This is a genomic window from Anaerocolumna xylanovorans DSM 12503 (genome assembly GCF_900143645.1).
Lineage (GTDB): Bacteria > Bacillota > Clostridia > Lachnospirales > Lachnospiraceae > Anaerocolumna > Anaerocolumna xylanovorans.
In genome coordinates, this window is sequence record NZ_FRFD01000003.1 from 1179024 (window position 1) to 1194043 (window position 15020).

The following is a 15020-nucleotide window of genomic DNA, read 5'->3' on the forward strand; positions in this document are numbered from 1 at the left end:
TATGCTGTAAATATGGTGTTATAATTTCCTTTTGCAATGCATAATTTACCATAAGTACTACCGAAACCGAATCGGGTAAAATGCAAGGAGCAGGTTAATGACCATCAGGTATCAAAAGAAACTAATCTTCTTATTTTTCATTATGTCCATTCTGGTTACCGGATGCAGTATAGGAAAAAGCAAAGTAATTGAATCAGGAAAAACCCTTTCCATGTATATAGCAACTGACATACATTATCTGGCAGACAGCATTCATGATAATGGTAAAGCATATCAAAATTTTTCTCTCTTGGGAGATGGAAGAATGGTACAATATGTTGATGATATTGTAAATGCTTTTGGATATGATATAAAAATAAATAAGCCTGATATTCTTATACTAAGCGGTGATTTGACAACCAATGGAGAAAAGGCAAGCCATCTTAAACTGGCAGAAAAATTAGAGGAGATAGAAAAATCTACCGGCACAAGGATTTATGTCATACCCGGAAACCATGATATTGATAATCCATGGGCAAGGGGCTTTCAGGGGACGGAACGTTACAAAACACCGTCAGTTAATGCCTCAGAGTTTGAAAAAATTTATAAAGATTTTGGATATGATGAAGCCATCTCAAAGGATAAAGATTCTTTAAGCTATCTGGCCGCTCCTTCTAAGGATGTGCGGCTTCTGATGCTGGATACATGTGAATACCAGCTTAACCCCAAAACCGGTACTCCTGTTACTAATGGCGAAATAAGAGAAAGTACATTGGAATGGATCAGAAAATGCTGTAAGGAAGCTCAAGAGAAAAATATCAGAATCGTTACGGTAATGCACCATAATCTTTATGATCACAGCCCCAGAATACATTACGGATTTACCTTGGATAACAGCGAAGAGGTGGAAAAAGTATTCAGAGAAAACAATCTTGATTTGGTGCTAAGCGGCCACGTTCATATACAGGATATTAAATCGAAAGAAGAAAGCGGTAAACGTATTTATGAGATTACAACAGCCTCTCTTATTATGTATCCTATTCAATATGGCGTGTTAAAGTATAATCCCGTTACGGGTTTTGATTACAGCACCTCCCAGGTGGATGTTGATACCTGGGCAAGGGAAAAAGGAATAGAAGATAATACCCTTATGGATTTTATGTCTTACTCAAAACTTTTCCTGGCTGACAATACCTACAGAAAAGTGTATACGGCCTTGACCAAAACAGGGTTGTATACAGAAGATGAAAAGGAAGCAATGGCAGAAACTATGAGTCTTCTAAATGTGAATTATCTTAAGGGAACGACTGGCAGTATTAAGGACGCTATTGTATGCTCAAAAGGGTATAAGCTATGGATAAAAGCCGGTGAAACAGAAGACCTGGAACATTTAAGATCCTATTTTCTTAGCATGATTCCAAGTAATGATACCACCAACAACAGCTTACATATAAATTAATATGGTATAAATGAAAATCCCTGAATATAAACACACCCATCTGTGTTTATATTCAGGGATTTCATAATTCATAGAACTATACTTTTTGTCCTTATAAAAAATTAGAAAATATTCCATTTATGTCTTGACAGTTGACCATGTGTTCAACTATAATATGATTAACAGTTGAACAGTTGTTCAACTAACTAATTGAAAGAAGGTGTAAAGGTATGAAGGAGACAGATTGTGATTGTGAAGTAATCCACAAAGAAGTTGTTGAAGCAGTAAGCAAGATAATGCCTCAAGAGGATGAACTGTATGATTTGTCTGACTTCTTTAAGGTATTTGGTGACAGCACAAGGATAAAAATTATGTGGGCACTGGATGAAAGTGAGATGTGTGTATGTGATCTGGCAGTTCTTCTTAATATGACCAAATCTGCCATATCCCATCAGTTAAAATCCTTAAGGGCAGCTAATCTGGTAAAATACCGGAAAGAAGGAAAAGTCGTGTTCTATTCCCTGCAGGATGATCATGTGAAAGAAATCTTAGAAAAGGGCTTAGAACATATAAGAGAAAAATAATCACAAAAAATATTGATATTCATGGAAGGAGCAAATATATGAAAAAGACATTCAGACTCGAAGGATTAGATTGCGCTAATTGTGCTGCAAAAATAGAGGCAGCAGTAGGTAAAATAGAAGGTGTTAAGGAAGCTACGGTTAACTTTATGACCACCAAGATGATTATTGAAGCAGAGGATGAGAAAATGCCGGAGATCATAGCCGAAGCAGAAAAGATTGTTAAAAAGATCGAACCTGACACAGTTATGAAAAAAGCATAGAAAAGAGGACACTATGAAAAGGAAAATTTACCGGATAACTACCGGTGCCATTGTTTATATCATTGCAATTCTGATAAAAACAGATATTGAATGGCTGCATTTTCTTCTTTATCTTATCGCCCTGCTTACTGTCGGCGGTGATGTTATACTAAATGCGATAAAGAACATCTTCAAAGGTAAAGTATTTGATGAAAACTTTCTGATGAGTATTGCTACCATAGGTGCTTTTTTCGTAGGGGATTATCCGGAAGGTGTTGCAGTAATGCTCTTTTACCAGATTGGTGAACTTTTTCAGAGTTATGCTGTTAACAAGTCCAGAAAATCAATTGCAAGCCTTATGGACATTCGCCCCGACTATGCAAATGTAAAAAAAGCTGATGAACTCGTACGGATGGACCCTGATGAAGTACAAATCGGAGACATTATTGTTATAAAAGCAGGTGAAAAAGTACCATTAGACGGTAAAGTAATAGAAGGATCTTCCATGCTTGATACTTCTGCACTGACCGGTGAATCCGTTCCCCGCGGCGCAGAAACAGGAGATGAAATCCTTAGTGGATGCATTAATATAAATGGCCTTCTGACAGTGGAGGTTACAAAAGAATATGGAGAATCCACCGTAAGTAAGATTCTTGATCTGGTGGAAAATGCAAGCAATAAGAAATCCAATTCTGAACAGTTCATCACAAAGTTTGCCAGGTATTATACGCCGATTGTAGTTATTGTTGCTGTGCTGTTGGCAATTATTCCTCCTCTTTTTATAAAAGATGCCAGCTTTAGTGACTGGATTTACAGAGCTTTATCATTCTTGGTTGTATCCTGTCCCTGTGCATTGGTAATATCCATTCCTTTAAGTTTCTTTGGAGGTATCGGAGGCGCATCCAGGAAGGGAATATTGGTAAAGGGAAGCAATTATCTGGAAGCCCTGGCGAAAGCTGAAATAATCGTATTTGACAAAACGGGCACTTTAACAAAGGGAGTTTTTAATGTTCAGGAGATTCATCCTATTGAACTGACAGGGGAGGAATTGTTAGAAATAGCCGCCTATACCGAAAGCTATTCCAATCACCCCATATCTATATCCCTGCAGCAAGCTTATGGAAAAGAGATAGATAATACAAGAATAACAGAAGTAGAAGAGATATCCGGTCATGGTGTGGTTGCAGCAATTGACGGGAAAAAGGCCGCCGCAGGCAATGCCAAACTGATGAAGAAGTTAGGCATCCCTTATTATGAAGGCGAACTTATCGGGACGGCAGTACATGTTGCTGTTGACGGAAAATATGCAGGATATATTCTCATATCCGATGAGGTTAAACCGGATTCCTTACAGGCTATTAAGACACTTAAAAGAAGCCATATCAAAAAGACTGTTATGTTAACAGGAGACAACAGGGCAGTTGCAGAGAAAACAGCAAATATTTTAGGAATTGATAAAGTGTATTCTGAACTATTACCGGGGGATAAGGTTGATAAATTAGAAGAACTCTTTCAGGAAAAAACAGAGAATGGCAAGCTTGTCTTTGTAGGAGACGGCATGAATGATGCTCCTGTATTAGCCAGGGCAGATATCGGAATCGCAATGGGAGGCTTAGGTTCTGATGCCGCCATTGAAGCCGCAGATATAGTTATCATGACCGATGAACCATCAAAGATTGTAACGGCTATTAAAATATCGAAGAAAACGCTTCGTATAGCACAGGAAAATATGGTATTTGCTATCGGTGTTAAAATATTAGTTTTACTATTGAGTGCAATTGGAATTGCTACTATGTGGGCAGCGGTATTCGCAGATGTTGGCGTAACAATCATAGCTATCATCAATTCTTTCAGAGCACTGAATGTGAAAAATACGCAGTAAAATGAACTAAAAAGCAGCACTATGAGTATGAAAAATTCTCATAGTGCTGCTTTTTAGTTGCAAAATTATAATTTTATTGGAATAATTATAATTCTATTGTGATATTTATAATTATATTGTGGTATTTATGAATTTTATTGTAATATTTGGCAGTACTATGTAAAATATAGGTGTTATTTGAAGAAATATAGCGCTTTTTGGCTCTAAATATAAAACGACATCTTTTGTGTACGCCCAAGGTCTAATCTGACTAATCTTCCAACAGTAATATTTGCACAGGAAATAAAATCACCTAATAAAACCTGTTATATAGTTTAATCCAGCGAAACAGCAAAAAACAGGCACTTTATTGGTATTTTAATATAGAAATAACAGAGGGGAGGAGATAAGTATATGTATCTTAATACATAAGATTAATTAACTCCATTGTATTTCGCGTAATGAAGAAGGTAAGTTTATTCAATCAGAAAAGGATGTAGAAAAACAATTTTGTATTCAGGAGGATGTATGAAAAGTATCATTAAAAAGAAAATTTCACTCGTGGTAACTATAGTAATCATAGCTGCCATCGGTATCTTCTGCGTAACAACAAACTCTTTTGCAGAAGGCACGTCTGTTCAAAAACCCACCAATGAAGGTGGTGTGGTATTACCAGATAGCTATAATAACAAAAAGGTAGTAGGCTATTTTCCTAACTACGCCATAAACCTAGAAGCACATGCATATTTTGATATTGCGGATTTGCAATGGGATAAGCTTACTCATGTACAATATGCATTTGCAGTTGCAGATGCAACAACCTTTGAATTAAAGCCAAGCGATCCGGTTAATGATGTAGAAAGTAAATTCCCTGGAAGAACCTTCACACATAACGGTACTGAAATTAAGATGGATGACAGCTTGGGGTATTACGGACAATTTAACATCATGCATACAATGAAAAAAATGTATCCGGATGTTACCGTTCTAATTTCAACAGGCGGCTGGGCAGCCTCCAGGTCCCTCTGGCTGGTAATGGACAATGAAGCAAATATGAATAAATTTGCTGATTCAGCAGTTGCCTTTATCAGAAAATATGATTTTGACGGTATAGACATTGACTTTGAATACCCTTCCGAAACGAGTCAATCGGGTAATCCCGATGATTTCGATCTGTCAGAAACCAGAAGAAATGGTATTTCAGGCAGATATACAATCTTCCTAAAGATTCTTAGACAGAAATTAGATCAGGCAGCACTAGAAGATAATACCTATTACTGGTTAACTTCCGCTGTCAGTGCTTCCTCCTGGGTACTTGGAGGACAGACCAGCAGTAACTTCCTGAACTATTTGGACTTCGTATCGGTCATGTCCTATGATTATCATGGAGGATGGAATAAATATGTTGAAAACCAGGCCAACATATATCCGGATCCGGCAGATACCGAAACTGCAAGTATGGCTCTGCCGACCCTGAATTTTGATTGGTCGATGAAATATTACAGGGGAAAAGTTCAGTCTGAAAAGATTCTAATGGGTGTTCCGTATTATACCAGAGGATGGACCAATGTTTCGGGCGGCACAAACGGTTTACATGGCAGTTCCAGCACACCAGCCACAGGCAATGATAATATCTGGCACGATAACGATAAAAATGGCAACGAAGTAGCCGCCGGAGCCAATCCTTTATGGCATATACTAAATTTAATGAAGACAGATTCCAATTATAAAAAATATTGGGATCCGATAGGAGGTGTACCCCATATATGGAACGCCGCAACAAAAACTTTCCTTACCTTTGAAGATGAACAATCAATCCAGGAAAGAATCAATTTTGTAAAAGCCAATAATTTAGGCGGTGTTCTTATCTGGGTAATGCATGGAGACTATGATTATGATGCTGCCTCTGGAAAATACGTAGTAGGAGATACCCTTACCTCTATGCTGTATGACCAGTTCGCAGCAATGGGACCGTCACAAGTTACATCTGACATTGATATCAATGCAGAGACATCTGATTTTAGTGTTGATTTCGGAGGAACTTATGCCCATCCCAATTACACTTATGCTATTAACATCACGAATAATACAGGCCAGAACTTAACAGGCTGGACATTCTCCTTTGATCTTCCAAAATCCTGTATATTTAGCGGAAGCTGGACAGGAACCTATACAGTTGCCCAAAGTACCAATAAAGACTTTAACACGGTTACGATTAACGGTCCTTCCTGGCAGGCCTTTAATAACGGTTCCACGGTCGCTTTGCAGGGCTCAATCAAGTTAAATTTCTCTGGTGCTAAAAACTTCAAGTTAAATGGCAAAGCTATGAAGTCAGAAGTTGAGGCAGAAAAAGCTAGATTAGCGCGTTTAACCGGCACAGCTATTCCTACTATAACACCTACTGTAACACCTACCGTAACGCCCACTGTAACTCCTACCGTAACGCCCACTGTAACTCCTACAGTAACGCCTACCGTGACACCTACTGTAACACCTACCGTGACTCCTACTGTAACTCCTACAGTGACTCCTACCATAACTCCTACTCCTGGCGATACTTATGATGCAACAAAGGTTTATAACGCTGGAGACACGGTAGTATATAAAGGTGTAACTTATGTATGTAAATGGTGGACACAGGGTGCTGCTCCGGGTGCTGTAAACGGACCTTGGGAAGAGAAAGTAACAGGAAATCCTGATGGTTCTGTTAACTACACCGCAGGAAAAGCTTATGTCAGCGGTGATATTGTATTATATAATGGCATAAAATATAAGGCGAACTGGTGGACGACTTCAGTACCAGAGTCAGATTCTTCCTGGACAAAAATTGGTTAATAAAAATTCAAAAGATAACCATAAATAGAAGATTACTAATAGTCCGATATAAGCAATACATAAATGATGAGGCAGAGAAAGTAGTAGTTAATAGACCCTGTATTAATAGCTGGAGCGGGATTTTTTGAATCCCGCTCCATTATCGTAACTAAAGCATTTTAGTTTAGTGTTATTTCGGGGATAAATATATCTTTTAAATTCAGAAGATTTTTGGTACAATCAAGAGTGTTCTTTTGAATGCTTATAAATCTTCACATTAAATTTAATGTGTAATGAAGAAAGAAGATTAGTGCAAATGAAAAAATATTTATTATTATTTCTATTTGGAATGGGAGGTGCTATATGCAGGTACGGAATAGGATTACTTTTCCATGAGACATTTCCCTGGGGAACTTTTAGTGTAAATATAATCGGATGTATTTTACTGCCAATTGTCCTTGTTTTCATGCGGGAAACTAAAATCATATCAAAGGAATATATAACAATCATTGGAACTGGTTTTATAGGTGCATTTACTACATTTTCCAGTTTTATAGCGGATATTATAACACTTAGCAATAATGGTAAGAAATCAATGGCAATCATATACCTGTTTGTAAGCCTTGCAGGAGGCCTTATTGCAACGTCCGTCAGCCTAAGCATATGTAATTATGCCGTGGATAAATATTTAAAAAGGAAGGGATAAAATATGCTGTTAAACATAATACTGGTCGGTATTGGCGGAGGTATTGGTACCTTTTTAAGAGCAATTTTATCTGATACGATTAAAAAGATATGGAAAAACAGCTCTGTTATATCAACATTTATAATTAATGTGACAGGTTCCTTTTTACTTGGTGTAGTCATTCATTATCATGCAAATGATATATGGAGACTGTTTTTAGGTACCGGTATATTGGGAGGATATACAACATTTTCAACATACCATTATGAATCCGTGTCTTTATTAAAAACAGGCAAAAAAAAGAAGTTTATGCTGTATTATATATTTTCAGTAGTATGTGGGGTTATAGCTGCAGGAATAGGGATAATTCTTTGACAACTATTCGTTAAACTTGCGTTTTGCGAATAGTTATGTGTAGTCTGATTTGGGTAATTTGCTCTTTTAGTCAGAGTTTATTTACAAATTTTATAAAGGATATAGAGTTAATTCTTATACCATAATACAATATTAACCAGAAGTTCATTGTTTCTATTTATCCTGATAGCTAAATCTGGCATAGAGCCTTCACCTCTATTTTCATGCTACTCTATCCCCTTATCCGGAATATACAGTTTGTTATTATTAATTCCATAATCATAGAGCATACTTCGTACATATCTGGTAAGGAATTCTGGTTCGTCCGCAGATTCCCAGAGTTTATATCCTTTATTGTCCATTACTTCGTCCTTGATAACGCTTACAGTACCTGCAAAATAATTAGCATTTAGAATACTCATTGTTTCAGCCATCAACTTTTTATCTTCTTCAGAATAAATACCTGTCTCCGTCAAGCTATCGTACGTTTTTTTATATGAAATATCAAAAAAGAAATTATAGTTATATTTTTTAAAGTTCAATAAATTTCTATCCCGTATATCAGATTTTCTAGCCCATCCCTCGACATTAACTCGGGCTGTGTCATAATAAAATCCTTTTTTAGAAGTGTATTCAAGAATACCATATTGCACCGGGTAGACACTAAGAGCACTAGTTACAATATCGTAAATGGTATTATTGTTATACTTACTGTATTTTATATCTTGCATATGAACATGTCCGCTTAAAGTCAGACTAATATCGCATTCACTTAATTTTTTTATAACTTCTTCGCTCTTATCAATAGTAAATCCATAATTTAGGACCATATTGTGATCCAGAAGATTATGATGCATGATGGCTATAAGCCTTGCACCATTTTTTTTAGCCAATCTACTACATTCTTTAATCCATTTATATGTTTCTTGCTTTATTTCCCCATATGTGACCGGAGAACCATAGCTATAGTTATTTTCATATACATTCGTATCAAGCATTAATAGCCATAAATCTTTTGATGGTGCAACCATGTAACTCAAAGTAGCTGTATCTTTAGATAATGCCTCCTGATATCCAAAATCCTTGTAAATTTTCTTGAATTGTGAACTGTTTATACTATCAGTTACATATTGCTCATCACCTTGAAAGCCTCTTGCCCATGGGTTTTGTATATCGTGATTACCCGGGATTACAAAAACACTTGTCTCCGTTGTTTTTTCGATTTCCCTCAACTTCTCTGCTAATTCAAGATGACTTTCTTTTTCCCCATTACACGTTAAATCACCACTAATAATTAGTACATCTGGTTTCTTATCTTGAATATCATATATGAATGCATCAACAATCTCATTAACATAATTAAGCTGCTTTCCATCGCCAGAACTAAAAAAGTTCTCAAAAGCCTTTCCTTTATCATTAATGCTTTTAGCTAAATAATGAATATCAGTAGCGACAAATATATTAATATCTTCCCCCGAATTGATTTTTATTTGATCTAAATTATTATCAATCGATCTACATCCTGTCACTATAGTTAACAATACAGCAAAGTAAATAGTTATAAATAGTTTTTTCATACCACCAGGCATACACACCCCCAAATAAACCAGTCTAAATGCTACACATATATTTCTAAAATAATTTTATTTGCTTATCAATATAATTTTCCTCTACAGCCTGTGCCCAATACTTTTCAGGAATATCCGGCCAAACACAATCACCCGTTTCCTCTTTGCATAACTCCATGACTCTTGACAGAATCTTACCATGAGAAATATGGCCTTTTTGCAGAATATACTCTGTAATAAGACTCCAATAAGGCGCATGTTCATAGAGTTTTACTTCATGCATATCATTGATAACTCTATCAACATCGTATCTCAAACTGATAAATTCTTCAGACCAAATGCCATCTTTTCCATGTAATATTAAGAACTGTGTCTTTCCTTCACTAAAAAACGGTATACCAACAGATCCGGGATTTAAAATACATCTTTCTTTATGAGCAATCTTTTGCTGTATATGGGTATGACCACACAATATGATTGATGCATTTACACTGTTCATGATATCGATAGTTCTCATATCATTTGGCAATAATTTTTCACTTACATTATTAGGTGAACCATGACAAATAATGATTGCCGGCATCTTATCTATGACTATCTCCTGCACCGGCTGCAACTGTTCGAAAAACTCCAAATCTCTGTCAGTAAGCGAATTATATGTATATAACAACGCTCCGCTGGCGGAATTTTTATCTTTCCAGCCTCTTTCTCCATCAGCACGGTATTTTAGCCAATATTCTTCTTTATTGCCTTTGATAAAATAACATTGATGCTCTTTGCTCAAATCATATAATAACTGCATTGTTCTTTCAGGGTATGCTAATTCGCCAGCATAATCGCCCAAAAAGAAAAATGTATTAATATTATGCGAAACTGCATATTCAAGACACTGTTTCAGTGCAACATAATTGCCATGAATATCAGATAAGACAGCTATATCCATAACTCTCCTCTCCCATTTTATTATTTATAAGAATTAAATCAACGCACCAACCAATTTACTTTGATGCTTTTTCTGTCATTTTGAATTGTTCTGGTACCGAATCTACGCTTCAAGATAATACTTTGCCTGCGTCTTAAACATTGTTGCATACAGTGATTCGTTCTGTTTGATTAATTCACTGTGGGGACCGTATTCCACGATCATGCCATTGTTAAATACAGCAATCTTATCGGAGAATCTTGTACTGGAGAGCCTGTGTGAGATGTAAATTGCAGTTTTCCCCTCCATCAGTTTATCAAAACTTTTGTATACTTCATATTCTGATATGGGATCTAGGGCAGAGGTGGGTTCATCTAATATTACAATGGGCGAATCCTTGCACAGTGCTCTGGCTATGGCTAATTTTTGACTTTGCCCTCCGGAAAATTCCACCCCGCTTTTATCCAAATCCTTATAGATGCTGGTATCTATGCCCTTCTCCAACTTTTCTAAGTCTTTTGCAAAGCCTGCTTTTTCAAGCTCCTCTAACATGACCTGCTCTTCTATCCCATCCCTCACATTCAGATTGTCTCTTATCGTATAGGACAATAATTTGAAATCCTGGAATACAACTGCCAGGAGCTTTACATATTCTTCATACTTGATCTCTCTGATATTGGTTTGGCCTAAATAGATATCCCCCGAAGTGGGTTCATACAGGCGTGTTAATAATTTAATGAAGGTTGTCTTACCGGCACCATTTAATCCTACAATGGAAAGCCTTTCACCGGGTTTAATTGTGATGGATATATCTTTTAAGGTATATTCTTTCTTACCGGGATAAGCAAAGGAAACATTACGAAATTCAATAGTATAATCCTTAATATCTTCTTTCGTGTATATTCCTTCCATTGCTTTTGATTCGAGCTGGTCAAACTTCATGAACATTTCTAAGTACATACATAATTGATTGATGTCAATGAAGGCATTGATAAAGCTTAATAAGGAATCACTGAAACTTTTTGCTGCGCCTGCGTACATGGTAAAGCTTCCTATTGTGATTTTTTCAGCAATTACTTTTACGGCCAGGTAAGCATATACAATAACTATTTGAAGCTGGACATTTATATTGGATAGCCCCGTGCATTTACCTGTCTCTGTAAATAGTCTGGAATATATCACCAGGAGATTGTCCATAAAGTATTTCATTTTCTGTATTAACAAAGGTGCGCCGTTATATAGCCTTACATCTTTTCCCATGGAGAAATCGGATGTAAGATTAATGTAATAGCCAAATGCCCTGTTGTCATAGACTGCTTTTTGATTATCTTCATATTGGATTCTCTCCATTTTCTTAAATAGCAGTGCATTCATGCAGACGATAAGCAGAAGTACAAGAATAATCAATGGATTTAATATGCTTAAGATATATCCCAGGCCCACCAGTGTTATTATCTGATTGATAATAGCGGCTCCGTTCTCAATGGTCCTCCTTACAGCACTTAGATTATATATTGCAAAAAAGGCTTTTTCCTTTAAATCCAGGATTTCCGATTTTTCAACATTTTCAAAATCCATGTCAACACATTTGTTTCCTAAATAGGAATCTAGTTGAAAACCGAACTTTCTTTCTCCCACTTCTACTTTCTTTAAAAAGTAGCTGTTTAGGAGCTTAAAGAACAAATTACCAAGTATCAGTATAGAAGCATAAAGGAGTAATTTTCCTCGGTCCTGCCCACCCATTAATTCATCAATAATTAACTTTGGTACAATAATATTGATAAAGGGAGCAGCAGCCTGGAAAGCTGTTGATAGTAATATTGTGAAAACATAGGCAGGCGATATGGAAAAGACCATCCGGTAAAAATATAATAACAGCTTACTATTCTTCATGTCCTTCCTCCCTATAATATTCCGCCTGAATCTGGAACATCCCGGCATAAGCGCCTCCAAGCTGCATCAATTGTTCATGTGTTCCGTACTCTTTTAATTCTCCATTTTCAAGGAAGGCAATATTGTCACAAAACCGGGTACTGGATAATCTGTGGGAAATATAAACTGCCGTTTTGTTTTTTATCAAATTGTCGAATTCCGTATATATCCTGGATTCAGCCAGGGCATCTAAGGCGGCAGTGGGTTCATCCATAATAATTATATCCCCGTCCTTATAAAGAGCTCTTGCCATCGACAGCTTCTGAATCTCACCGCCGGAAAACTCAACACCCTCTTCATCTAAGATTTTAAATAAATTGGTTTCTTCTTTTTTCTCCAGCTTGCCGGTTTTTTCATAAATACCGGACTGCCTTAAGGATTCCTGGTATTTCTCCGTATTTGCCGTTTCATATTCCATGGTGATATTCTCCCGTATAGTGAAAGCAAATAGCTTTGTATCCTGGAATACCACGGAAAACAGCTTGCGGTACTGTGTCAAGTCATACTCTTTTATATCAATTCCATTTATCAGAATCCTTCCGCCGGTCGGTTCGTATAATCTGGTCAGAAGCTTTACCAGGGTAGTTTTTCCGGCACCATTGATACCAACCAGTGCCAGCCGTTCTCCCGGGCTGATATGGATGGAAAAGTTTTTAAGGATATCCCTTTCACTATTCGGATACCGGAAGCTTACTTTGTCAAAGACAATATCATATTGCAAAGCCTTGGGATTTAAACTGTCCGTACTGCTGCTTTCTTCGTCTTTCTTTAAGAATTCACGGAAGTCACTTACATAAAGGGAATTTACCCATATATCAGAAAAATCCTTTATAGTCGTCTGCATCCAGGTGACAAATCCATTTAAAGCGAAGGTATAGAGCACAAAATTACTGATGGAAATATTTTTGTTAAGAACGCTTATAATCAGATAGGCATAGACGATTCCTTCCCGCAGCGCCATAAGAACGCCTTCTTTTATACCGGCATGAAGATATCTGCTTTTAACGGCATCGGTTATTTGAACGACCTTCTCATCTGCTTCACTCTTCTTTTGCAGCAGGATTCTTTTCAGGCCATACATTCTTATATCCTTGCCATATTGAAAATCATTCAATTTGATGGAAGCATAGTAAGACTTTCTCTCCTCATGGGAGAGATCATCCTTGCAGCTTCTTTGATAACGGTTTGCTTTGTCGATAAACAGATAGGATAAAAGCAAAGAAATCAACAACAATCCCCATATAAAGGGGTTAAGCTGTATTATAATAATTGAGAATATCAGAAAGCCTATGATATTACCAGGTATAGAAAATAGTTTTATAATAACAAGGCCGATTCCCTCGGCCGTGTTATTAACTGTTTTCATTGCAATCCTGACTTCCTTTAAAATGTCAGGATCTTCGGTATAGGCATAGTCCATTTTCATTGTTTTTTCAGCCAGCATACGGATAAATCCATATCTGACTGTATTCATCTTCATGCGGAATCTTCCCTGTAAAAATTCCTTGGAATATCCGATTATTCCGGCTATAAGGAATGCCGATGCCAGTATAATGGTAATTCTTTTGGTGCTTTTCTGGCCGGTTAATTCATCTATCAGAAGCTTCGGAACATAAATCCATATAAATGGAGACAAGCCAAGAAAAACCGAATAAAGGCCAATATCAAAAAATATGGACTTCTTCCATTTGGCTATGTATTTCATGATAAATAACAGATTATTGATTACAGCTTTTGCCTTACTATTCAAAATATACTCCTCCGCTGTTTTATTTCTGCTGCTTTTTGATATAGTAATCAACTAATACATCCATTTCCACAATTTGCTCCCTGGAATCCCTTAAGACCTGCTGTTCTGCCGCCTTTAATATCTCTATATAATGAAAGAGCTTTTCATCAAGAGGTATCCTGATGCTTTCATAGGCTTTTCCAAAAGTATATGGGTTTCCCATATTGCAGGAAAAGCTCATATCTCCATCAGGACGTACTGCCAGAAAGCCATACGACAAGGAATAAAGAGGCTCGTCCTGATAATCGGATATCGCATTCTTTATCTGGTCATAGTTTTGTATATTACAGCCATCAACACGGTCAGGGTATTTTTGCTTTAATGCTTCCACACGTTTAAGAAAGTCCGGAAAACATTCTTTTGTGACCAAGAGCTCCTTATTTCTTTCCATTTCTTCGTCCGGTTTGGTTCCCAGAGTAGCAATTGGAGTGAATTTAACAGTACAATTGTCAAAGCAAAGGAGCTTTTCGCCGATATCTTCTATCTCATCAATATAATCTTTGGCAAGGGTAACCTGGACATAAACAGGTATCCCCCTGCCATCAAAGAAGCGAATAGCTTCCATTACCCGGTCATAACTGTCTCTTTGGGCAACTTCCTTATGTTTTCTGGCATTTGCACCCAATATGCTTGTAAAATACATATCAAGGCATTCATAACCTGCCAGCCGTTCAAGCCTTGACTGTGTCATGGCAAGGCTGTTTGATGCAAAATTAAATGGTATATGCAGAGTTTCAATATAATCAAGTATTTCAAATATATCCTGCCTTACAATAGGCTCACCGCCTGTTATTATGATATATTTTCCGCCCTGCTCATAAAATTCCTTAATAATATGCTTTATCTGCTATGATG

The 15020-nt window shown here is 36.9% G+C and carries 12 protein-coding genes; 7 read left to right on the forward strand and 5 right to left on the reverse strand.

Translation table 11 applies throughout. The annotated features are described in order from the left end of the window. Positions 1-97 precede the first annotated feature (97 nt). The 7 genes from BUF11_RS05000 to BUF11_RS05030 all read left to right on the forward strand — a co-directional run bounded on the left by BUF11_RS05000 (position 98) and on the right by BUF11_RS05030 (position 7975). Positions 98-1438: a metallophosphoesterase gene (locus BUF11_RS05000; RefSeq protein ID WP_073587637.1), complete on the forward strand. Its 1341-nt coding sequence runs from the start codon at positions 98-100 to the stop codon at positions 1436-1438. A 209-nt stretch (positions 1439-1647) separates the two neighbouring features. Next, positions 1648-2001: an ArsR/SmtB family transcription factor gene (locus BUF11_RS05005; RefSeq protein WP_073587638.1), complete on the forward strand. Its 354-nt coding sequence runs from the start codon at positions 1648-1650 to the stop codon at positions 1999-2001. A 38-nt stretch (positions 2002-2039) separates the two neighbouring features. Continuing rightward, positions 2040-2261 carry a cation transporter gene (locus BUF11_RS05010; RefSeq protein WP_073587639.1) on the forward strand — a complete coding sequence of 74 codons (222 nt, stop codon included), beginning with the start codon at positions 2040-2042 and terminating at the stop codon, positions 2259-2261. Positions 2262-2274: 13 nt separating this feature from the next. After that, complete coding sequence (locus BUF11_RS05015; RefSeq protein WP_073587640.1) at positions 2275-4122, forward strand: heavy metal translocating P-type ATPase; 1848 nt, start codon at positions 2275-2277, stop codon at positions 4120-4122. A gap of 507 nt (positions 4123-4629) precedes the next feature. Continuing rightward, positions 4630-6936, forward strand: a complete 2307-nt coding sequence (locus tag BUF11_RS05020; RefSeq protein ID WP_073587641.1) for a glycosyl hydrolase family 18 protein — start codon at positions 4630-4632, stop codon at positions 6934-6936. Positions 6937-7231: 295 nt separating this feature from the next. After that, entirely contained in the window at positions 7232-7621 is a 390-nt protein-coding gene (crcB, locus tag BUF11_RS05025; protein WP_073587642.1) for a fluoride efflux transporter CrcB, read from the forward strand. Positions 7622-7624: 3 nt separating this feature from the next. Next, positions 7625-7975, forward strand: coding sequence for a fluoride efflux transporter FluC (locus BUF11_RS05030; protein WP_073587643.1), 351 nt, complete (start codon positions 7625-7627; stop codon positions 7973-7975). Between the two features lie 206 nt (positions 7976-8181). Here the strand turns inward: BUF11_RS05030 and BUF11_RS05035 are convergent, their stop codons facing one another. The 5 genes from BUF11_RS05035 to BUF11_RS05055 all read right to left on the reverse strand — a co-directional run bounded on the left by BUF11_RS05035 (position 8182) and on the right by BUF11_RS05055 (position 15009). Further along, the gene (locus BUF11_RS05035) at positions 8182-9543 is read right to left on the reverse strand and encodes a metallophosphoesterase (RefSeq protein WP_073587644.1); all 1362 of its coding nucleotides are present in this window, start codon (positions 9541-9543) and stop codon (positions 8182-8184) included. 43 nt (positions 9544-9586) lie between these two features. Then, positions 9587-10465 (reverse strand): metallophosphoesterase family protein, encoded by an 879-nt coding sequence (locus BUF11_RS05040; protein ID WP_073587645.1) that lies wholly within the window; start codon positions 10463-10465, stop codon positions 9587-9589. A gap of 102 nt (positions 10466-10567) precedes the next feature. After that, positions 10568-12337 (reverse strand): ABC transporter ATP-binding protein, encoded by a 1770-nt coding sequence (locus BUF11_RS05045; RefSeq protein WP_073587646.1) that lies wholly within the window; start codon positions 12335-12337, stop codon positions 10568-10570. Continuing rightward, positions 12327-14126, reverse strand: a complete 1800-nt coding sequence (locus BUF11_RS05050) for an ABC transporter ATP-binding protein (RefSeq protein ID WP_139243276.1) — start codon at positions 14124-14126, stop codon at positions 12327-12329. Before BUF11_RS05050 ends, BUF11_RS05045 begins: the two co-directional genes overlap by 11 nt. Before the next feature lie 19 nt (positions 14127-14145). Further along, the gene (locus BUF11_RS05055; protein WP_084558451.1) at positions 14146-15009 is read right to left on the reverse strand and encodes a radical SAM protein; all 864 of its coding nucleotides are present in this window, start codon (positions 15007-15009) and stop codon (positions 14146-14148) included. Positions 15010-15020 lie beyond the last annotated feature (11 nt).

What these genes read in the sequence shown, in the direction of transcription:
- BUF11_RS05000 (WP_073587637.1), top strand. Translation starts at nt 98, where the DNA reads ATGACCATCAGGTATCAAAAGAAACTAATCTTCTTATTTTTCATTATG.
- BUF11_RS05005 (WP_073587638.1), top strand. Translation starts at nt 1,648, where the DNA reads ATGAAGGAGACAGATTGTGATTGTGAAGTAATCCACAAAGAAGTTGTT.
- BUF11_RS05010 (WP_073587639.1), top strand. Translation starts at nt 2,040, where the DNA reads ATGAAAAAGACATTCAGACTCGAAGGATTAGATTGCGCTAATTGTGCT.
- BUF11_RS05015 (WP_073587640.1), top strand. Translation starts at nt 2,275, where the DNA reads ATGAAAAGGAAAATTTACCGGATAACTACCGGTGCCATTGTTTATATC.
- BUF11_RS05020 (WP_073587641.1), top strand. Translation starts at nt 4,630, where the DNA reads ATGAAAAGTATCATTAAAAAGAAAATTTCACTCGTGGTAACTATAGTA.
- crcB (WP_073587642.1), top strand. Translation starts at nt 7,232, where the DNA reads ATGAAAAAATATTTATTATTATTTCTATTTGGAATGGGAGGTGCTATA.
- BUF11_RS05030 (WP_073587643.1), top strand. Translation starts at nt 7,625, where the DNA reads ATGCTGTTAAACATAATACTGGTCGGTATTGGCGGAGGTATTGGTACC.
- BUF11_RS05035 (WP_073587644.1), bottom strand. Translation starts at nt 9,543, where the DNA reads ATGCCTGGTGGTATGAAAAAACTATTTATAACTATTTACTTTGCTGTA.
- BUF11_RS05040 (WP_073587645.1), bottom strand. Translation starts at nt 10,465, where the DNA reads ATGGATATAGCTGTCTTATCTGATATTCATGGCAATTATGTTGCACTG.
- BUF11_RS05045 (WP_073587646.1), bottom strand. Translation starts at nt 12,337, where the DNA reads ATGAAGAATAGTAAGCTGTTATTATATTTTTACCGGATGGTCTTTTCC.